At 56.8% G+C, this 19,329-nt stretch carries 20 protein-coding genes and 1 other annotated feature; of the genes, 7 read left to right on the top strand and 13 right to left on the bottom strand.

Features of this window, described 5'->3' with window-relative positions; genetic code table 11:
* Nucleotides 1-18 precede the first annotated feature (18 nt).
* Together EO133_RS11525 and EO133_RS11520 are read right to left on the bottom strand one after the other, a co-directional pair.
* A complete protein-coding gene (locus tag EO133_RS11525) occupies nt 19-375 on the bottom strand; it encodes a VOC family protein (RefSeq protein ID WP_127072786.1) in 357 nt (118 codons plus the stop codon).
* Entirely contained in the window at nt 372-833 is a 462-nt protein-coding gene (locus tag EO133_RS11520) for an SRPBCC family protein (protein WP_127072942.1), read from the bottom strand. The genes EO133_RS11525 and EO133_RS11520 overlap by 4 nt, the downstream gene beginning before the upstream one ends.
* 81 nt (nt 834-914) lie before the next feature.
* On the opposite strand from EO133_RS11520, the gene EO133_RS11515 reads away from it, so the two are divergent.
* The 3 genes from EO133_RS11515 to EO133_RS11505 all read left to right on the top strand — a co-directional run bounded on the left by EO133_RS11515 (nt 915) and on the right by EO133_RS11505 (nt 2,655).
* Nucleotides 915-1,238, top strand: coding sequence for an ArsR/SmtB family transcription factor (locus EO133_RS11515; protein WP_127072785.1), 324 nt, complete (start codon nt 915-917; stop codon nt 1,236-1,238).
* A 77-nt stretch (nt 1,239-1,315) separates the two neighbouring features.
* Nucleotides 1,316-2,143 (top strand): bifunctional allantoicase/(S)-ureidoglycine aminohydrolase, encoded by an 828-nt coding sequence (locus EO133_RS11510; RefSeq protein ID WP_127072784.1) that lies wholly within the window; start codon nt 1,316-1,318, stop codon nt 2,141-2,143.
* The gene (locus EO133_RS11505; RefSeq protein ID WP_127072783.1) at nt 2,140-2,655 is read left to right on the top strand and encodes an ureidoglycolate lyase; all 516 of its coding nucleotides are present in this window, start codon (nt 2,140-2,142) and stop codon (nt 2,653-2,655) included. The genes EO133_RS11510 and EO133_RS11505 overlap by 4 nt, the downstream gene beginning before the upstream one ends.
* Nucleotides 2,656-2,767: 112 nt before the next feature.
* On the opposite strand, the gene EO133_RS11500 is transcribed toward EO133_RS11505, so the two are convergent.
* On the bottom strand, nt 2,768-3,559 hold the full coding sequence (locus EO133_RS11500) for a molybdopterin-dependent oxidoreductase (protein ID WP_127072782.1): 792 nt from the start codon (nt 3,557-3,559) through the stop codon (nt 2,768-2,770).
* On the bottom strand, nt 3,556-4,437 hold the full coding sequence (locus tag EO133_RS11495) for a cytochrome b/b6 domain-containing protein (protein ID WP_127072781.1): 882 nt from the start codon (nt 4,435-4,437) through the stop codon (nt 3,556-3,558). Before EO133_RS11495 ends, EO133_RS11500 begins: the two co-directional genes overlap by 4 nt.
* A 331-nt stretch (nt 4,438-4,768) precedes the next feature.
* Here EO133_RS11495 and EO133_RS11490 point away from each other — a divergent pair, with 331 nt between their 5' ends.
* Complete coding sequence (locus tag EO133_RS11490) at nt 4,769-6,445, top strand: bifunctional metallophosphatase/5'-nucleotidase (protein ID WP_206513508.1); 1,677 nt, start codon at nt 4,769-4,771, stop codon at nt 6,443-6,445.
* A gap of 56 nt (nt 6,446-6,501) precedes the next feature.
* Here EO133_RS11490 and EO133_RS11485 read toward each other — a convergent pair whose 3' ends face one another.
* Together EO133_RS11485 and EO133_RS11480 are read right to left on the bottom strand one after the other, a co-directional pair.
* The gene (locus EO133_RS11485) at nt 6,502-7,347 is read right to left on the bottom strand and encodes a universal stress protein (protein ID WP_308788783.1); all 846 of its coding nucleotides are present in this window, start codon (nt 7,345-7,347) and stop codon (nt 6,502-6,504) included.
* Between the two features lie 13 nt (nt 7,348-7,360).
* Nucleotides 7,361-8,845, bottom strand: a complete 1,485-nt coding sequence (locus EO133_RS11480) for a SulP family inorganic anion transporter (protein WP_127072779.1) — start codon at nt 8,843-8,845, stop codon at nt 7,361-7,363.
* 71 nt (nt 8,846-8,916) lie between these two features.
* Nucleotides 8,917-8,970 (bottom strand) — a sequence feature (sul1 is cis-regulatory element that is thought to sense ions involved in sulfur or methionine metabolism; They are found in Alphaproteobacteria).
* A gap of 378 nt (nt 8,971-9,348) precedes the next feature.
* Here EO133_RS11480 and EO133_RS11475 point away from each other — a divergent pair.
* From EO133_RS11475 to EO133_RS11465, 3 genes are all read left to right on the top strand, one after another.
* Nucleotides 9,349-10,575, top strand: coding sequence for an AIPR family protein (locus EO133_RS11475; protein WP_127072778.1), 1,227 nt, complete (start codon nt 9,349-9,351; stop codon nt 10,573-10,575).
* 423 nt (nt 10,576-10,998) lie between these two features.
* Nucleotides 10,999-11,682 carry an AzlC family ABC transporter permease gene (locus EO133_RS11470; protein WP_127072777.1) on the top strand — a complete coding sequence of 228 codons (684 nt, stop codon included), beginning with the start codon at nt 10,999-11,001 and terminating at the stop codon, nt 11,680-11,682.
* Nucleotides 11,675-11,980 carry an AzlD domain-containing protein gene (locus EO133_RS11465; protein WP_164734984.1) on the top strand — a complete coding sequence of 102 codons (306 nt, stop codon included), beginning with the start codon at nt 11,675-11,677 and terminating at the stop codon, nt 11,978-11,980. The genes EO133_RS11470 and EO133_RS11465 overlap by 8 nt, the downstream gene beginning before the upstream one ends.
* Before the next feature lie 14 nt (nt 11,981-11,994).
* Here the strand turns inward: EO133_RS11465 and EO133_RS11460 are convergent, their stop codons facing one another.
* From EO133_RS11460 to hydA, 7 genes are all read right to left on the bottom strand, one after another.
* Nucleotides 11,995-13,041, bottom strand: coding sequence for a Gfo/Idh/MocA family protein (locus tag EO133_RS11460; protein WP_127072775.1), 1,047 nt, complete (start codon nt 13,039-13,041; stop codon nt 11,995-11,997).
* 121 nt (nt 13,042-13,162) lie between these two features.
* Nucleotides 13,163-13,948 (bottom strand): ThuA domain-containing protein, encoded by a 786-nt coding sequence (locus tag EO133_RS11455; RefSeq protein ID WP_127072774.1) that lies wholly within the window; start codon nt 13,946-13,948, stop codon nt 13,163-13,165.
* Nucleotides 13,949-14,150: 202 nt separating this feature from the next.
* The gene (locus EO133_RS11450; RefSeq protein WP_127072773.1) at nt 14,151-15,146 is read right to left on the bottom strand and encodes an ABC transporter substrate-binding protein; all 996 of its coding nucleotides are present in this window, start codon (nt 15,144-15,146) and stop codon (nt 14,151-14,153) included.
* Between the two features lie 106 nt (nt 15,147-15,252).
* Complete coding sequence (locus EO133_RS11445) at nt 15,253-16,122, bottom strand: ABC transporter permease (RefSeq protein WP_127072772.1); 870 nt, start codon at nt 16,120-16,122, stop codon at nt 15,253-15,255.
* On the bottom strand, nt 16,119-17,000 hold the full coding sequence (locus EO133_RS11440; protein WP_127072771.1) for an ABC transporter permease: 882 nt from the start codon (nt 16,998-17,000) through the stop codon (nt 16,119-16,121). Before EO133_RS11440 ends, EO133_RS11445 begins: the two co-directional genes overlap by 4 nt.
* Nucleotides 17,001-17,003: 3 nt before the next feature.
* Nucleotides 17,004-17,780: an ABC transporter ATP-binding protein gene (locus tag EO133_RS11435; protein ID WP_127072770.1), complete on the bottom strand. Its 777-nt coding sequence runs from the start codon at nt 17,778-17,780 to the stop codon at nt 17,004-17,006.
* Between the two features lie 37 nt (nt 17,781-17,817).
* On the bottom strand, nt 17,818-19,269 hold the full coding sequence (gene hydA, locus EO133_RS11430) for a dihydropyrimidinase (RefSeq protein ID WP_127072769.1): 1,452 nt from the start codon (nt 19,267-19,269) through the stop codon (nt 17,818-17,820).
* Nucleotides 19,270-19,329: the final 60 nt, after the last annotated feature.

Raw genomic sequence — 19,329 nt, 5'->3', positions numbered from 1 at the left:
CGAATCAAATCCCTGGCTCTAGCTCGGCGCCACCAGATGAATGACATTGCCCGGACTGGCGATCCAGAACCCGTCTGAGCCATCCGGCAGCCTTTCGATCTCATCGCGCCGGGCAATGCCATGCTCGGCAAAATGGGCTGCGGCGTTTTCGCCGTCATCGGTGCGGATTTCGAGCCAGATTTCCGCCTGGCTCAGCCCCTCCATCCTGTCGATCCAAAGCTGGTTTGAGCCAAACGTGAAGCACACATCCGGCATCATCTCCTCAATTTGCGCCAGTCCCAGCACATCGCGATAGAACCCGACAACGGCCTCATATTCATGGGCAGGCACTTTAACGGCAATATTGCGTCCGCCCCGGAAAAGCGGGTCGGTCATTTGTAGAACCCTTCGCGCAGATTGATCCCATGCTCGAGATAGACCTTCAAGGCCGCCAGCATGCCGGTCCAGCCCTCGCAATTGTTGTAGGATGCCTTTTGGCCCGCCGCCGTGTCGCGCCAACCCGTTTCGTGGATCGAGACAAGCGTGCGACCGTCCTCAAGCGGCTTGAACGTCATCGTCACCGTCGTGTTGTAGCTGCCTGCCTCGTCGCTGGCGCCATCGGCTGACTCCCACTGCAGCACGATCTTCTCGTTGGGGACCAAATCAATGACATGCACGGGGAAGGCCCCGGGGAAATCATGGAAATCCCAGGTCACCTCCGCGCCCACCGCAAGCCGCCCTTTCGCGCCTCCGGTGGTGAAATAGCCCGAAAGCCTGGCCGGATCGACCACGGCTTCAAACACCTCTTCGACTGGCTTTGCGATACGTCCCGAAACGGTGAACTCGGGACTCATGTATGATTTTTTCGATTGAACGGCCCTCATCACGGCCTCCTTGGAATTGACGATGGACACATTATGTTATAAAAATATAACATGTCAAGCGCAGATGATTCGGATAAGATTTTCAAAGCACTAGCGGATCATCGCCGCCGCGCCATCCTTGATGCGCTCAAGGATGAGCCTAAAACCACAGGCGCCCTGTGCGATATGTTTCCTCAGATCGACCGCACGACTGTGCTGCAGCATATGCGTGTGCTGGAGGCCGCTGGCTTGATCGTTGCGCGCCGGGAGGGCCGCGAGCGCTGGAACCACCTCAACGCACTGCCTATCAAGGAAATCCATGACCGCTGGATCGGCGATTATGCCCGCAACGCCGTTTCACTGATGGCACGTCTCAAGGCTGATCTCGAACCTTAACCTAAAGGGATGTTCGCGCATCCTGTTCTGCGCTATCAGTTTGAAATGTTCTGGTTTTCAGCAAAACAATGGATTTCATGACAAAGCCTCCTTACGCCATCCCGCCGGGTGGATTGCCCTCCCAGAGAGAGTTGCTTACCGGCCGCGCGGTATTCACCGAGGCCTATGCCGTCATCCCGCATGGCACGATGCGCGACATCGTAACGAGTTATCTGCCCTTTTGGGAAAAGACCCGGCTCTGGGTCATAGCGCGTCCACTATCCGGTTTTGCCGAAACCTTCTCCCAATACATAATGGAAGTCGCACCCGGCGGCGGCAGCGACAGCCCGGAAGCCGATCCAGACGCGCAAGGCGTACTCTTTGTCGTCGATGGGACCATCGAACTCACCGTCGAAGGCAAGCCCCACACTCTGGAGTCGGGCGGCTATGCCTATCTCCCCCCCGCCTGCAACTGGACCTTGCGCAACATTTCCGATGCACCTGCCCGCTTCCACTGGGTCCGCAAGGCTTACGAAAAGGTCGAAGGGCTGGAAGTACCGCAACCGTTCACAGCCAATGAAAAAGATATTGCCCCGATCGCCATGCCGGACACCAATGGTGCATGGGCGACAACGCGCTTCGTCGATCCGACGGACCTGCGCCACGATATGCACGTCAATATCGTGACCCTTGAACCCGGTGCCGTCATCCCCTTTGCCGAAACCCATGTCATGGAACACGGCCTTTACGTGCTCGAAGGCAAAGCGGTCTATCGGCTCAACAATGATTGGGTAGAGGTCGAGGCAGGCGATTTCATGTGGCTGCGTGCCTTCTGCCCACAAGCCTGTTACGCGGGCGGTCCGGGCAAGTTCCGCTATCTGCTCTATAAGGACGTCAACCGTCACATGAAACTGGCACGTCCATGAGGCGGCAAGTTACAATCACACCTCTGACCAAAGACGCTTTCGCACCCTTCGGGCAGGTCCTCACGACTGAGGGCAGCGATCATTTCCCCATCAATGGCGGCATGACCGAGCGCTACCACGATCTTGCCGACGTCCAACTGGCTGGCGAAAACCCGCGTGCGATGATTTCCATCTTTCGCGGCCAGCCCTATGCCTTGCCGTTGGAACTGAAAATGGTCGAGCGCCACCCTTTCGGCTCGCAGGCCTTCATGCCCCTCCATCAACGCCCCTTTCTCGTCACCGTGGCACCCGATGAAAACGGGATACCAGGCACCCCGCAAGCCTTCATCACCCAGCCCGGCGTTGGTATCAACATCGGCAAAAATGTCTGGCACGGCGTTCTGACCGCACTCGAAGCCGAAGGCGATTTCCTCGTGGTCGATCGCGGCGGTGGCGGCATCAATCTCGAAGAATTCTTTTTCGATGAGCCGTATTTGATAAGCCGCAAACAGGGCGCATTAAATTCAGGCTAGGGCGAGGCGAAAATGGTGGTTTTCGAGCCCCCGAGCGGAGTGTACGTAAAAGTACATGAGCACCGGAAGCGCAGAAAACTGCCATTTGCAGCCCGGCATAGCCTGAATTTTCCTATATGCCCGCATACCACTCATAGCCATGGTCAGCCCAATAGCTGCCATTGCCCCGATGCAGATGCGAGAAACTCTCGACCAACTCGATCCGGTACACATATTTAGCCATCTTGTAGCCGAGTTGCCGCTCCACACGCAGCCGCAATGGCGCGCCGTTTTCCACCGGTAACACAGCATCGTTCATGCCATAGGCAAGAATGGTCTGGGGATGATAGGCATCGATCATGTCGATGCTCTCATAATAGGGAATTTCCCCCGATAGCCCGACCCCCATCACGTCGAAACAATGGAATACAGCATAGTTGGCATTGGCCTGCGGCTGCACCTGCTCCAGAATATGGCCCAGCGGCACACCAGTCCATTTGGCAATGCAACTCCAGCCCTCCACACAATCATGGCGCGTGATCTGGGTGCGTGACGGCATGTTGCGCAACTCTTCGAGATTAAAGCGCATCGGTGATTCAACCAGACCATCCACTTCCAGATGATAGAGGCTGAAATTGCCCTGGCTTAAAAACATATATTCCATTGTATTTGGATTGGTCGAACCATTGGGCCGCATTCCCTGCCGGATCTCGCTTTCGGAAAACTCCTTTGCCATAGAATCCCGCCCCATAAGCGTGCGCTGCACGGCCTCGGTCAACCCGTTTGCGCCAATCATGAAGTCGCGCACCGGATGGCCCGACCGCAGCATTGGATCGAACACATCGCAACCAGTTAGCGCCGCACCCGCAGCCCCCGCCGCTCCGACAGTCAGGAATTTGCGGCGATTGAGTTTGAACCGGCTCATGGTTTTTCCTCTTCGCTTGTCGGATCGGTGCGATACCAACCGGTAATCATCGAGCGCAGTTCATTGATCGGGCCGGCAAGCACCACCATCAACACATGCACGATGAAAAACAGTACCAGCACGACCATTGCCCCGAAATGGATCGTCCGCGCTGTCTGGCGACCACCGAAGATTTCTATCAGCCATGGCCAGGCCGCATTCATTCCCGGTGACATCGAAAGCCCGGTCAAAACAACAAGGGGAAAGATGACGAGCAGGATGAAGGCGTAGCTGAGCTTTTGCAGCGGATTATATCCCGCGCGCTTATGGAACCGGAACCGCGCGTGAGCGGAAATTTCTCCCGGCAGCGCTTTGAAGTCGGCGCCTTTGGGCACAATATCGCGCCGCAGATGCCCATTGATGAGACTGGCAACAAACCACACGAACATCGTCCCGACCAATATCCAGCCGAAAAACAGATGCACGACACGCCCGGTCGCAAGATCCTGATATGAGGGAATGGTTATCCAGTTGGGAAACGCGCGGAACTGGGGTTGTTCCTGCGTGCCGGAAAAGCCCAGCACACCGGATGTATCGAAGCTGTGCCCAAAAATCGTCGTCCGCCCGGCAAAACTGCCATCCTCGCGCTGGATCGGCAGGATCGAAAGCACCCTGTTGTCATACTCGAACCCGGACTCCTGCCCGATATAAAGGATCGGATGCGCGTTAAAAATCTGAAATCCGCTCAGCAGCAGAAAGAACAGGCACACGACCCACACCCAATGGGTTGTCCGCGTCCAGATCGATTGCCGATAAATCAGCGGCCCCTTGGCACGCGGGGTCTCTGTCTCAACCGCGCCATGTTCGCTTTCCGACTGCTCCGATGCCAATCCTGCCATCGCATACTCCTTGTTCGCATTTCGCCCTTTCGCAAAATGCGCTCCCCCTTGTTACGGACCCTAGCAGGGTTTGGTTTCACGAGAAGGGCTTTTGTAGTCAAACCCGCGTCATCGCAATTGTTACAAATCCGTCATAAATTGACCGCCCGGTCAAACTTATGCTTCCCCTCGTCGCAAAAACGCGATTAACTTTGCCTTGGCAGCAAACCGGAACAGCCATGCGCAAGGGGAACGCGCCGCTGTCACAAAACTGACTTTGCTAATGAGTCAAAAAAGCTGAACGCATCGGCTCCAATTGCCGAGGGAACGCCAGCATCAAAGGAGAAACATCATGCTCAAACTCAACACAGAACGTCTGCTGGGCTCAAGCGCTATGAATATCGACCGCCGTCGCTTCATCAAGGTCGCGGGCGCAACGATGGTGGTTGCCGGTGCCGGAACCTTCGCCATGACGTCGGCACGCGCCAATTCTGAAGGCTTCCGCCTCAACATCCTGCATATCAACGACATGCACAGTCGCATCCAGGAGATTGCAGGCTCGGATGCCACATGCTCCCCCGATGGCTCGGCCGCTGGCGACTGCTTTGGCGGTGCCGCACGGCTGGCAACTGCAATTCGCGACCGTCGCGCCGAGATCGAGGCAGAAGGCGCCCCCGTCTTGACCCTCGATGCGGGCGATCAGTCGCAAGGCACGCTCTTTTACACCACCTATCGCGGCCGCGCCGAAATCGAAATGATGAACATGATCGGTTTCGATGCCATGACGCTCGGCAATCACGAATTCAACCACGGGCCTGACGAATTGGCTGTCATGCTCGCCGAAGCCGATTTCCCGATCGTGGCCGGCAATGTGCGCGCGCCGGCAGATCACGCTCTTGCTGAGCTCATCAATGACCATCTGATCATCGAAGCTGACGGCGAGCGTATCGGCGTTCTCGGCATTACGACCCCGGACACCGTGTTCCTGTCTTCGCCCGGCCCTGTAACATTCGACGATGAAATCGAACATCTCAATGAAGCTGTTGCGCGCCTGCACGATGAAGGCGTCAACAAGATCATTCTGCTTTCGCATATGGGCTATGTACGCGATCAGGAAATTGCGGCCCAGGTCGATGGCCTTTCGGTCATCATCGGCGGCCACAGCCATACCCTGATGTCCAATACGGTTGAAGGCACCCCCGATTACGCCACGCTTGTCGAAAGCCCCTCGGGCCGGCCCGTTCCAATCGTCCAGGCTTATGCCTTCTCGCGCTATTTGGGCGATCTCGAATTGCATTTCGACAGTGATGGTGCAGTCACTTCGGCAACCGGCGACACCGTACTGCTCGACGCATCTTTTGCCCCTGCCGAAGATGTCGAAGCGCGTATCGAAGAGCTTTCAGGCCCCATTGAGGAAGTCATTCGCACTCCTGTAGCCGAGGTTGCGGCCTCCATAGATGGCAGCCGCGAAAGCTGCCGTTCAATGGAATGTGAAATGGGCAATACCGTAGCCGACGCCATGCTGGCCGAAGTGGCCGGTCAGGATATTTCCATCGCCCTGGCCAATGGCGGCGGTCTGCGCGCGTCAATCGAGCAGGGCACCGCAACTCTGGGGGACGTACTCACCGTGCTGCCGTTCCAGAATACGCTCTATACGCTGCGCATCTCCGGCGCTGCGATTTTGGCCGCGCTCGAACATGGCGTTAACGGCATAGAAGAGGGCGCAGGCCGCTTCCCGCAGGTCGCGGGAATTCGGTTCAGCCTCGACCCGACAGTCGCTCCCAACGAAGGCCGCGTGTCTGACGTCGAAGTGCGTCAGGGCGAGGAATGGGTTCCGCTCAACCCTGATGCCACCTATGGGCTTGTGACCAACAACTTCATGGCCGCTGGTGGCGATGGCTATGCCATGCTCGAGTCCGAAGGCACCGACGGCTACGACACGGCAATCGATCTGGCCGAGGTTCTGGCCCGCTATCTCACCGAAAACGAGCCCTTCGCGCCCGTTATCGACGGCCGCATCGCCCAGTAAGTTTCGACCGAAGTTGCATATGAATGCGCCTCCTCCCCGGAGGCGCATTTTTTGTGTTACCGGAACAGCATGACCGGGACCAGCACCGAACGGATCATTTCGGTCGTGGTTGAACCGATGATCAGGTTGCGAATGCGCGAATGCCCGTAGGCGCCCATCACCAGCAGCCCGATATCCTTTGCTTTCACATAATCGACGATCAACTTTTCGGGCTCGGCCTCTTCGAGAACCGGGACCACGTCATAGCCCTGCGCCTCAAGCTGTCGCTGTGCGGCTTCAAGCCTGCCGCGATTTTCCGCGTTGTCCTTACCGGCCATGACCAGATGACACACCAGGCCCGGAAACAGCTTGCCCTTGGCAATATGGGCCACCGCCTTGTTCGCGCTCTCCCCGCCATCGTAAGCGATCATGAAGCTCTTGACCGGCTTGAACGCCCGCGATGCCACCATCACGGGTTTCTTGCTCTGGCGGGCAACACGCTCGAGGTTGGACCCCAGATGCATCTTGGCAAAATCTGCGGCCTCGCCGCGCTTGCCGATGATGAAAAGATCGGTGTCCCCTTCAAGGTCCGCAATGGCGTCGATGAAATCGCCACGCCGCAATTTGCCCTGCGCGGCGACACCGGCCTTGGTCAATTGCGCGGCCGCGTCGCTGACCAGCAACCGTCCACGCTCTTGCGCCAGCTTGGCCCGCTGGGCGTCATGTTCGGCAAGCTCATTAAGCAGCGCCGTGCGTGCGCCCAACTCCAGATTACCGCTCCAGTTCATGGGCGTTTCGGTATCGCGCCGCCCGATCACATGCACGATTTCAACGCTGGCGCCGGTTTTTTCGGCCACCCATTGCGTATGATCGAGCACGCTCTGGGTATAGCTTGAACCGTCTATAAAGCTGACGATTTTCATTATCCTGCCCTCCTCAATGGCCCATCAGTTTTTCCATGGCGCCCGGCTTGTCGTGTATTGCAAGCCTGTCAACGATGGTTTCACTCGCCTCGTTGAGCCCAAGAACTTCGACCTCGGCCCCCTCGCGGCGGAACTTCAGGATTATCATATCGAGCGCCTGCACGCTGGAAATATCCCAGATATGAGCGCGACTGACATCGATTGTAACCTTGTCGAGCACTTCCTTGAAATCGAACGCCGCTGTAAAATCTTCCGCCGAGGCAAAAAACACCTGCCCCTCAACCGTATAGGTACGATGGCTTCCGCTTTCCGAAAGCGTCGAGGACACGCGGAAAATTTGCGAAATCTTCCAGGCAAAGAAGATGCCCGAGAGCAACACGCCCACCAGAACGCCAATGGCCAGATTGTGCGTGTAAACAACGGCAAACACCGTCGCGATCATCACAATCGAGGAACTGCGCGGATGGGTGACGACATTCTTGATCGAGCTCCACGAGAACGTACCGATCGAGACCATGATCATCACCGCGACAAGAGCAGGCATCGGAATTTGTGAAACAAGGTCGCCCAAAAGCATCAGCAATCCCAAAAGATAAACCCCGGCAAGAAAGCACGAAAGCCGCCCCCTGCCACCCGATTTCACATTGATCATCGACTGGCCGATCATGGCGCAACCGGCCATGCCACCGATAAACCCGGTTGCCGTATTGGCGATGCCCTGCCCGATACATTCCTGATTGCGGTTCGATTTTGTGTCGGTCAGATCGTCAACGATCTGCTGGGTCATCAGCGACTCCAGCAGGCCCACCACAGCCACGGCCACCGAATAGGGAAAAATGATCGCCAGTGTTTCAAACGTCAGCGGAATCTGTGGGATCAGGAACACCGGAAGCGTATCGGGCAATTGTCCCATATCGCCCACGGTCCGCACATCCATGCCAAGGAAAATGGCCAGCGCGGTAAGCACCACGATGCAGACCAGCGGCGAAGGGATGGCCGTTGTCAGGCGCGGGAAAAGATAAATGATCGCCAGTCCGCCAGCGACCATGGCATAGGTTTCCCAGCCGACATTGGTAAGCTCGGGGATCTGGGCCATGAAAATCAGAATGGCCAGCGCGTTGACAAAGCCGGTGATGACCGAGCGCGAAACAAAGCGCATGACATAGCCGAGTTTGAGCACCCCGGCGCCGATCTGCAAAAGCCCGGCCAGCACCGTGGCAGCAAGCAGATATTGCAGCCCGTGGTCACGTACCAGCGTAATCATGAGCACCGCGGTTGCGGCGGTCGCCGCCGAAATCATGCCTGGACGTCCGCCGACAAAAGCGATCAGAACCGCAATCGAAAACGAAGCATAGAGGCCGACCTGCGGGTCGACACCGGCGATGATCGAAAAAGCGATAGCTTCGGGAATAAGGGCAAGGGCCACAACGAGCCCTGAGATAGCGTCACCGCGAATGTTGCCGAACCATTCGCGCTTGTAATTGGACAGCAATGTCATGAATTTTTTCCAACAGGCAGGATGTCTGTGCGATGCACGGGGAGGAGCAGCGCTGTTCAGAATCTGTATGATGGTTACCGAGGGATAGGCGCCCGGAGAAGCCACCCGGCAAAGCCGAGTCCGATTTGCAGCGGCCTTATGAACGGTTCCCGGCACCAGCGCAAGACCTGTGGCCAAAATTGGGCACGACTTTTTCGGAGGGCGCAGCGCGGGAAGCGCCAGTTGGGCTGAATGGGAATGCGGACTTGCCAAATCCTTTTCGTGCTAGCGGCTAGCAAGGGCTGGGGGCGAGTAGGGGAATGCCGACTTTGGGTGCAGTAAATAGCCCAAACTCTCCTCTGTCTGATTTCACTTCAGCGGTGAGATCAGAAACGACCGCGGCCCAATTTTGTCCGAGATGTTGACATGTCGCACTTGCAGGAGCAAAGTTTAACCCGATTCAGGTCATCGAGCCTAGGATCAGTCACATATGAGCCGCACCGACGGCATCGAAAGGATATATCATGACTGCGAAGCCTTACCGCTTCGACGTAACGGAAGCTCGTAGCTTCTCGCACGCCGTTTTCCCTTCAGTAACTAAGCACACTTTTTTTCTCCAAGCGTCCAAGTTGCCGCTCGGCTTGCCGGCTGGTGCCAACGCACGTGAGGCGGTGGGCATGAACCGGCGCGTATACAAGGACGTGACGGAAAGCTTGCGGGCAAACGAAGCCTATCCCGGCAGCTTCGACCTGATGAACTTGGGCATCATGATCATTGCCGACGAAGTGAAAGTAGTTGGGAAGAAATCATTCGACGTCCTGATCCATGACGAAGATGGTATCGTGAATGGTGCCCATACCGCTCGAATAATTGAAAGCTGTATCGACGATGGAACTGTGAATCCGGACCAATATGTCGAAGTAAAGATTATCACTGGCATCGACAAGGTTGGGTTCGATGATCTGAAGGCGGACATTGCCAAGGGGCAGAACACCGGAATTGGCGTCAAAGACCAATCCATCTACAATACCCAAGGTATATTTGACGGTCTGAAATCTCGCATTCAGAATGAACCATGGGCCAAGAATGTAGCCTGGCGCGAAAGCGACGTGGGCAATCACGACGTTCGGGATCTGATCTCGATCTTGGAAGCGATTAACGTAATTGACTTCCCGAATTCTGGAACGGCGCACCCGATTCACGCATATGAAAAATGGTCGGTGCCGCTCCAGCGCTATGCCGATGACTTCAAGAAGAATGACATGACACCGACAAAGCGGAAGTACGCAGCACTTGAGCCGTTGTTAGTCGAGGCGCTCGAGCTGTATGATCGCATCCGCCATGACTTTCGCGAAGTCTACAACGAGCATATTAGTTCTGGCGCTGGTCGCATGAGAATCGTGGAAGAAGCCCCAGTTCGGAGGAAGACCTTTGACTTTCCGTTCAGCCATCAAAAGTCGAGCAAATATCGGCTCACCAAGGGGGCTGCCTTCCCGATCCTTGCCGGGTTCCGGAACTTCGTTGAATATGACCCAAAGACCAACACTGCCAAGTGGGTTGGCGGATTCAGCAACGTCCGGAACATGTGGTTAGAAATTGCACCCGAGCTGGTCAGGGAGACTGCCGCGGCAACTCGTGAGATTGGCCGCACACCTGACTTGATTGGCAAGAGTCGCAATCATTGGGCCAGCATTCACCGACTTGTCGAAAACCGGCTGCTTCGGCTGAAGCTCAAAGAAATGCAAAATTAAGTGCGATGCGCCTCGGGCCGCACAAGCCTGGGGCGCCTCGCGTTAGACCATAGTGCATACGCGATAATTTCCAGGTCGGCAGGGCCTGAGCGCCGGAAAACTGCTCCTTAAAGATGCATCGCCGCTTTCGGAAAATTCAAATCCTGACGGAACCGCCGGTGTGGGGCCGCTTCCCAATAGTAATTCTCGCAAGACTTCTCCAGAACCGAGCAGACAACCTCGGAATAACCACAACAGCGTTGCAACCAGCCCCACCAAATTTCCCACTTCCCCGGTGCGCCGCCAGCGGCTACACCAGCACTGGAGCGCTTTCAGATCAGGTGGGTACCGCCTGATCTGAAAGCGCGACAAAACAAAGGTTTAGAGCATGCGTTCTGATTCTATAGGAACGCATGCTCTAAGAATGTTGGTTGGTATGTTCTCATGACTGTTACCCTTACCGGCAAGGGTGTGCTTGCCGGGATGCGGCGCCTTGCAACGATTGCCTTGCTTGTTTTCCCGTTCGGCTTTGGCTATGGCGCCGCCGCGATTAACGCGGGCATGACCCCGATTGAAGCCATCGCGATGAGCGCCCTGGTTTTCGCAGGCGCCTCCCAGTTCGCCGTTCTCGATATATGGGTCCAGCCGCTGCCCCTGCTTTCCCTTGCGCTCATCACCCTTGTCGTCAACGCACGCCATATCATTTTCGGTGCGGCGCTGGCGCCCGACATCAACACCCTTCCAAGGCGCAAACGCATTCTGGCGGGCCTGTTTCTCTCCGATGCCAATTTTGCCGATATGCAGATCGCACGGCGCAATGGCGACCGCGATCTGGGAATATTGGTTGGCGGCGGCCTTGTGATGTGGATCTTTTGGGTTATCGGTACCGCCGCCGGTGCTCTTGCCGGTGGGGCGACAGAAGACCTCTCGAAATTCGGCCTCGATATGGTCATGGCCGCTTTCTTCATGACCGTGATGATCGGCGGCCTGCGCTCGGGCACCCCGGCTCTACCGCTCATAGTCGGCGCCATTGTTGCCATTGTAACGCTTTCATTCCTGCCCGTGGGCTGGAATGTGCTGGCGGGTGCCTTCGCTGGCGGCATTGCAGGAGTTTTGCGCCGTGGATGATACGACAATGGTTTGGATCGCCATCCTTGTTGTCACGGTCGCAACGCTTTTTACCCGGCTTGTCGGCCCCGAAATCATGCTGCGGGTCAAGCTGACCCCGGCGCGCACCCGCTTCCTTGAGGCGCTGTCCACCTCGGTCATTGCGGCAATTCTCGCGGGCTTTCTGGCCCGAGGATCCCTGCGCGAAGCGGTCGCGCTGGGCATTGGCGCCCTTGTCATGGTGACGACCCGCAATGCCATGGCAGCGATGTTTGTGTGCATCGCCGCCGCCGCCACATGGAGCGCAGTTTTAGGGTAAGCGCGCGGGCAGAATTATCTGACGTTCAGCTCGCGCCGGTTGGCTTCGGAAACAAAGCCCAGGTCAAGCACCCGTTGCAGATTGGCCGCGTGCCGGAAATCGGGCTGCCGTGTTTCCCCTGCCCAAACCGCTTCGGCAAAGCGGTGATAATTTGTGGGGACAGGCTCAACCGGCATTTCGACCCAGTTCTGGGTTTCAATATCCTCGCCGGTGCAAAGTCTCAGGCTCGTCCCATCGAAACCATGCTGGATTTCGATGCCGCCCTTGTCGCCATAAGCGCGCAGGCGCAGCGTGTTGAGATAGCCCGGTGCCCAGCGGGTCGCGTGGATCACGCCAAGCGCGCCATTGCCGAATTCCAGCGACATGGTGAAGCTGTCATTGGCATCGAGAACATAATCGTCGATCTTGCCTTCCGGCGCCTTGTCGAATGTTTTCAGCCGGCAAAAGGCATGGTCGATATCGGAGTCGATGCCGAAAACCGCAAAGTCGAGAATGTGGATGCCGATATCGCCAAGCGTGCCGTTCGAGCCATGATCGCTCGATAGCCGCCACAGCCAGGTCGGATCGGTGCGCCAGTCGCCCCATGCTTTCGAGACCAGCCAGCTTTGCAAATAGCTTGCTTCGACATGTTTGATCGCACCGACCTCACCGGCCAGCACGATCTCGCGAAAGCGCTGCAACTCCGCCACATTGCGATAGGTGAGATTGACCATGCCGATCAGCCCCTGCTTATCGGCAAAATCGGCCATCTCCATGGCATGCTCGTAATTTGTCGCCAGCGGCTTTTCGCAAAACACATGCTTTCCGGCGGCCATGGCCTGCATCGAGGTTTCATAATGGAACCGGTCCGGCGTCACATTGGCGATAGAGTCAAAGTCGCCCCAAGCCAGCGCTTCATCGAGACTGGTGAAGGTGCGTTCGATATTGTATTCGCCTGCGAAACGGTCCACCCGCTCCTGGTTGAGATCGACCGCGCCAACGATTTCGACACCTTCGATCGCGGAGAAATGGGCTGCATGGCTCGACGCCATGTTGCCCGTTCCAAGAATGACAAGACGCATGAAAATGCTCCCGGAACCCTGTTTGCAAAAAGCCCGCCAGAATTCTCCGTCAAGCCGGACAATCTGGCGGGTTTGCGCAATTAATAGTGCCTGAATCTCGCGCTAAGCGAACCGATTCTGGCTATTTGAAACCCTCTTCACCGTCAGCATGGAGCTTCGGGCCGCGCTCTTCAATCGGTTCAAGCGCTTTGTCCACCGGCACGTTCGGCGCCTCGTAAGCCCCGGTATAGGCAGGAATCGGGTTGTGCGCCCACTTCACTGCATTGCGCAGCACATGCCCTACCGTCTTGTCGTAATAGGTCGGATAGGTCTCGTGTCCGGGCCGGAAGTAAAAGATATTCCCCGCCCCCCGCCGGTATGTCAGTCCTGAACGAAACACCTCACCGCCCTGAAACCAAGAGACAAATACGGTTTCCAAAGGCTCGGGAACCGAGAACGGCTCCCCATACATTTCCTCATACTCAAGCTCGAAATATTCGCCCAGACCTTGCGCAATCGGATGACCAGGATTGACCACCCAAAGCCGCTCGCGCTCACCCGCCTCACGCCACTTGAGTGCGCAGGGGGTGCCCATCAAGCGTTTGAAAATCTTGGAGAAATGCCCAGAATGCAGGATGATCAGCCCCATGCCTTCGTAAACGCGCTTGGCCACGCGCTCGACGATTTCGTCCTCTACCGCCGCGTGGTCGGCATGGCCCCACCACAAGAGCACATCGGTCTCCGCCAGCACGGAATCGGTCAGCCCATGCTCGGGCTGCTGCAACGTGGCGGTCCTGGCGGAAATAACATCATCCTCGCGCAAGGATTTTGCGATGGTTTCATGCATGCCTTCGGGGTAAAGCTCTGCAACCACTTTGTTTTTCTGCTCGTGGATGTTCTCGCCCCAAACGAGTGCGCGAATGGTCATGCAGGGTCTCCTCTTAATACCGCGATTGATCCTCAACTGCCTCCCAAAACGTTTTGGCAGTCTGTAAAAAGCACCAGGGCGTTCCTGTGTTCCGACTCGCTCTAACCCGTTTGGCCGCAGATTTGGAGAGGCAAAATGCAATTGCACCAGAAAAAAGAGGCGGATCGCTCCGCCTCTCCAATGTTTTTCCGAAACAATGCGCTCAGTTCAGCGCATCGGTAATGATTGTTGTATAGGCACCTTCCGGCTCCGCCGTGATCGCCGGATTATCTGGCGAAACGGCCGACAGAAGCGTGGCTACGGTTTGCTCGTAACTGTCCATATCCAGCGCTGGGCCGCCAATCAGCGAGCCAACGACACCAACCTGATAAATCTGACTTTCCAGTGTCAGGGCGCCGGACATATCGTTGTCGATAACGATCTGGGCCGCTTCTTCAGGATTTTCGATCACATAGTCCCAACCCCGCATGGAGGCTTCGACAAAGCGTGTCATCGCATCCACGAAATCGGGGTCTTGGAGCCGGTCCTCAAGCACGTATAGGCCGTCTTCAAGCATACCCACGCCTTCATCGGCGAAGTTGAACAGAGTCAGGCTGTCTTCCGGAATACCGGCATCGAGCACCTGCTTGTATTCATTGTAGCGCATGACCGAAATGCAGTCGGCTTGCCCCTGCAAAAGCGGATCGGCGGAGAATGCCTGGCGCAACACTTCCACGCCACCTTCGGACCCGTCGGTTGCCAGACCAAGCTGCGCCATCCAAGCATAGAACGGATATTCATTACCAAAGAACCATACGCCCAGCGTCTTGCCGGGGAAGTCGGCGGTCGATTGGACACCGCTTTCTTCCGAGCAGACCATTTCCAATGCCGTATCGGCAAAGGGCTGGGCAATATTGACGAGCGCCACGCCACGTTCGCGTGCCGCCAGCGCGGCGGCCATCCAGGTGGTAATGACATCAGCGCCACCGCCTGCGATCACCTGTTCTGGCGCGATATCCGGACCACCGGGATTGATTGTGACGTTAAGACCAGCTTCGTCATAATAGCCGAGGTCCTTGGCTGCCAGATAACCGGCAAACTGCCCCTGGTTGACCCATTTGAGCTGGAAGGTAAGCGGATAGGCGTCCTGTGCAAAGGCCGACGATCCCGCGATAGTCATCATTGTACCCGCGAGGGCTGCAGTCATGAGAGTTTTCATTTGCCGTTTCCCCTTGTTGAAATTTCCTCTGCGGCAGAGTGTGCCTGTCGCAAAATATCGTTCACAGTTTTCGAGCGCGCGGCGTTTACCCGCCTAACGCCCGTCCCTACCGTCCCCCACGAACGGAAGGATGCCAAAAGGTGACTGCCCTTTCGATAAGCGCAATCAACCCGTAGAACAGCGAGCCGGCGAGCGCGGCAAGCGCGATCTCGGCCCAGACCATATCGACTTGCAGTCGTCCGATGGCCGCGGATATCCGGAACCCCATCCCCACGACAGGAGTGCCGAAAAATTCTGCAACGATGGCGCCAATAAGAGCCAGCGTCGAATTGATCTTGAGAGCATTGAAGATGAAAGGCCATGCCATGGGCAAGCGTAATTTGACGAGCGTCTGCCAGTACCCTGCCGCATAGGTCCGCATCAGGTCCTTTTCCATCTGACCAGTGGCATTCAGCCCGGCAACGGTGTTGACCAGCATCGGAAAGAACGTCATCACCACGACCACAGCCGCTTTGGACTGCCAGTCGAAACCAAACCACATCACCATGATCGGTGCGATGCCGACGAGCGGCAATGCCGAGACGAAATTGCCCACCGGCAACAGTCCACGCTTGAGGAATGGCGAGCGATCGATGGCGATGGCCACCACAAAAGCCGCAGAACAGCCCATCGCATAGCCAGTCAGGACCGACTTGAGAAATGTTTGCTGGAAGTCGGGCCAGAGCGGATTGGGAATTGAAAGCAATATGCGCTCCCAGATCACGCTGGGCGCGGGCAGAAGGACCTGGGGCACATTGAATCCCCGAACCAGGCCTTCCCACAACACCAAAAGCGTGATGCCGAACAATACCGGCACAGCCAGATTGATCGCCATTGCACTCTGGCTGTTGCTCACCCTTATGCGCACGAGAAGCGCATTGATGCCCCAGGCAGCGATCCAGAACAGAACCGCAAAAATGATCCAGCCTGAATTCATGCCGGTGCTCCCATGGCCTTTTGCGTCAGCTTCTGAACAGCGGAAATGGCAAAGATCAGTGCTGCCGAAAGGGCCGCCGCCATAAACAGCGCGGCCCAGATCTGCGTGGTTTGTCCATAGTATGAACCCGCAAGAAGACGCGACCCCAATCCACCGGCTGCACCGGTCGGCAATTCACCAACAATCGCGCCTACGAGCGAGGCGGCGACACCGACCTTCATCGAGGTAAAGAGAAAGGGCAAGGCAGACGGCCAGCGCAGCTTCCAGAACATCTGCGCGCCGCTGGCGCTATATGTCCGCATCAGGTCGAGTTGCAAGGCATCGGGCGAGCGAAAACCCTTCACCATGCCGACAACAACGGGGAAAAACGACAGATAGGTTGAGATCAACGCCTTTGGAATGAGCCCCGTCAGGCCCACAGAATTAAGGACCACCACGACCATTGGCGCAATCGCCAGGATCGGAATCGTCTGGCTGGCAATGACCCACGGCATCAAGGACCGATCAACGGCGCGATTGTGAACGATCAAAACCGCAAGAAAGATACCCAGCAGCGTGCCGAACAAAAAGCCCAACCCCGTGGCGGACAATGTGATCCAGGCATGGAAAATCAGGCTGCGCGGCGTTGACGGATTGGCCAGAAAGACCGAATTCCAGAACTCGACGGCCACCTGATGGGGCGCGGGCAAGACCGGTCGCTGCTGCGACCACAGATCACTGAGCAACTGCAACAGCGGCACGCCGTCTTCCCCGGCGCGGGCATAAACGCCCCGTTGCCAAGGCATATTGAGCTGGATGGAAAAGCCATACCAGATCAAGATGATGGCGCTGACCACCACCAGAACGGCAAACCAGGTATTTTGCGTGAGCCGTTCCATCGCCTATTCCTCGTAGGAATGGCCGGCCCGCAATCCATCGCGGACACGCGCAGCAATTTCGAGAAATTCCGGGCTTTCGCGAATATCGAGCGGCCGCTCCTTGGGCAGCGTCGACTCGATGATATCTGTCACCCGTCCGGGGCGTGGGCTCATCACCACGATCTTGGTGGACAGGTAAACCGCCTCCGGGATCGAATGGGTGACAAAGCAGATGGTTTTGTCGGTCTTAGCCCAAAGCTGCAAGAGTTGATCGTTGAGGTGATCGCGCACGATCTCGTCAAGCGCGCCGAACGGTTCATCCATCAAAAGCAGGTCAGCATCGAAAGAAAGCGCCCGGGCAATAGATGCGCGCTGCTGCATGCCGCCCGAAAGCTGCCAGGGGTATTTCTTTTCAAACCCGGTCAGATTAACCAGATCCAGCGTGCGCGCAATCCGCTCGCGTTGTTCTGCCTTGGCATAACCCATGATTTCGAGCGGCAAGGCCACGTTGCGCTCAATCGTGCGCCACGGATAAAGCCCTGCTGCCTGAAATACATATCCGTAAGAGCGCTGCTTGCGCGCCTTTTCCGGCGTCGTGCCATTGACGGTAATCGTGCCCGATGTTGGCTGTTCAAGATCGGCAATTACCCGCAAGAAGGTGGTCTTGCCGCAGCCAGATGGACCGATGAAAGAAACGAACTCGCCCTTGTCGATCGTCAGATTGACATCGGAAAGGGCATGGACCGGCCCATCGTTTGTTTCAAATGTGAGGCCTAACCCTTCCGCCTCAACTACGCTCATACCTTGCACCAAATGCTTTGCCCCCAAACCGCGCGCATCAAACCCCAGTCGCGGGAATACCCGTCCGTTCCACCTTGCGCGGCGCAGTGATTTCCTTCCACTGCGATAGCGCGCGATTGACAACCATATTGGGCTCACGCGGCACGAACTTGCCGTGGCCCGGTTCGTGCTTCATCGTGGATTCTTCAACCGAAACTTTCCCCCTCGTTAGAACGAAGCGCGGCAGGCCTTCAACCTCGATACCTTCAAAGACGTTGTAATCGATGGCCGATTGCTGGCTCGATGCCGAAATCGTCTTTTTGCGCTTGGGGTCCCACACAACGATATCTGCATCTGCGCCGGGCAGAATTGCACCCTTTTTGGGATAGCAGTTCAAAATCTTGGCAATATTGGTTGAGGTGACGGCCACAAATTCGTTCATGGTCAACCGGCCCGTATTGACCCCCTTGGTCCACAGAACCGGCATCCGATCCTCAAGTCCGCCAGTTCCATTGGGAATCTTGGCAAAATTGCCGACACCGAACCGCTTCTGATCGGTCGTGAAGGCGCAATGGTCGGTCGCAACGACCTGCAGCGACCCTGACGCCAGCCCTGCCCAGAGCGAATCCTGATGCGTTTTATCGCGGAAGGGCGGAGACATGACGCGACGCGCAGCGTGGTCCCAATCGGGATTGGCATATTCGCTCTCGTCGAGCACCAGATGTTGAATCAGCGGCTCACCATAAACCCGCATCCCCTTTGACCGCGCGCGCCGGATCGCTTCATGCGCCTGCTCACAGCTCGTATGCACGACATAAAGCGGAACGCCCGCCATATCGGCAATCATGATCGCGCGATTGGTGGCTTCTCCTTCAACTTCCGGCGGTCGCGAATAGGCATGTGCCTCCGGCCCGTTATTGCCGGCATCGAGCAGCTTCTGGGTGAGGCTGGCAACCACATCGCCATTTTCCGCATGCACGAGTGGCAGCGCGCCCAACTCGGCGCAACGCTGAAACGAGGCATACATCTCATCATCATCGACCATGAGCGCGCCTTTATAGGCCATGAAATGCTTGAAGGTGGGAATGCCTCGTTTGACCACCTCTTCCATTTCGTTGAACACCTGTTCGCCCCACCAGGTGATCGCCATGTGATAAGAAAAATCACACGATGCCTTGCCGATCTTGTTGTCCCACATGGAAATCGCTTCAAGCAGCGATTGACCGGGGCTGGGCAGGCAGAAATCCACAACCATTGTCGTGCCGCCAGAAAGCGCGGCGCGCGTACCGGATTCAAAATCGTCGGTGGAATAGGTGCCCATGAAGGGCATTTCGAGATGGGTATGAGGATCGATCCCCCCCGGCATCACATAACAGCCGGTCGCATCGAGGACAGTATCGCCTGTCAGGTCCTGGCCAATCTCAACGATGCTGCCGCCTTCGATTCTGACATCGGCCTTGTAGGTGAGGTCCGCGGTAACGACCGTGCCGCCCTTGATGACTGTGCTCATGATATTTCCCCTCTGAGTTCCGTTGCGCGTCGGCGCAAGCATGTTTGCCCATGCTTGCCG

Origin of the sequence: Pelagibacterium lentulum (assembly GCF_003992625.1) — a bacterium.
Classification (GTDB): domain Bacteria; phylum Pseudomonadota; class Alphaproteobacteria; order Rhizobiales; family Devosiaceae; genus Pelagibacterium; species Pelagibacterium lentulum.
Note: the sequence above shows the minus strand (reverse complement) of the source record. Positions and strands in the feature narration are given on the sequence as shown.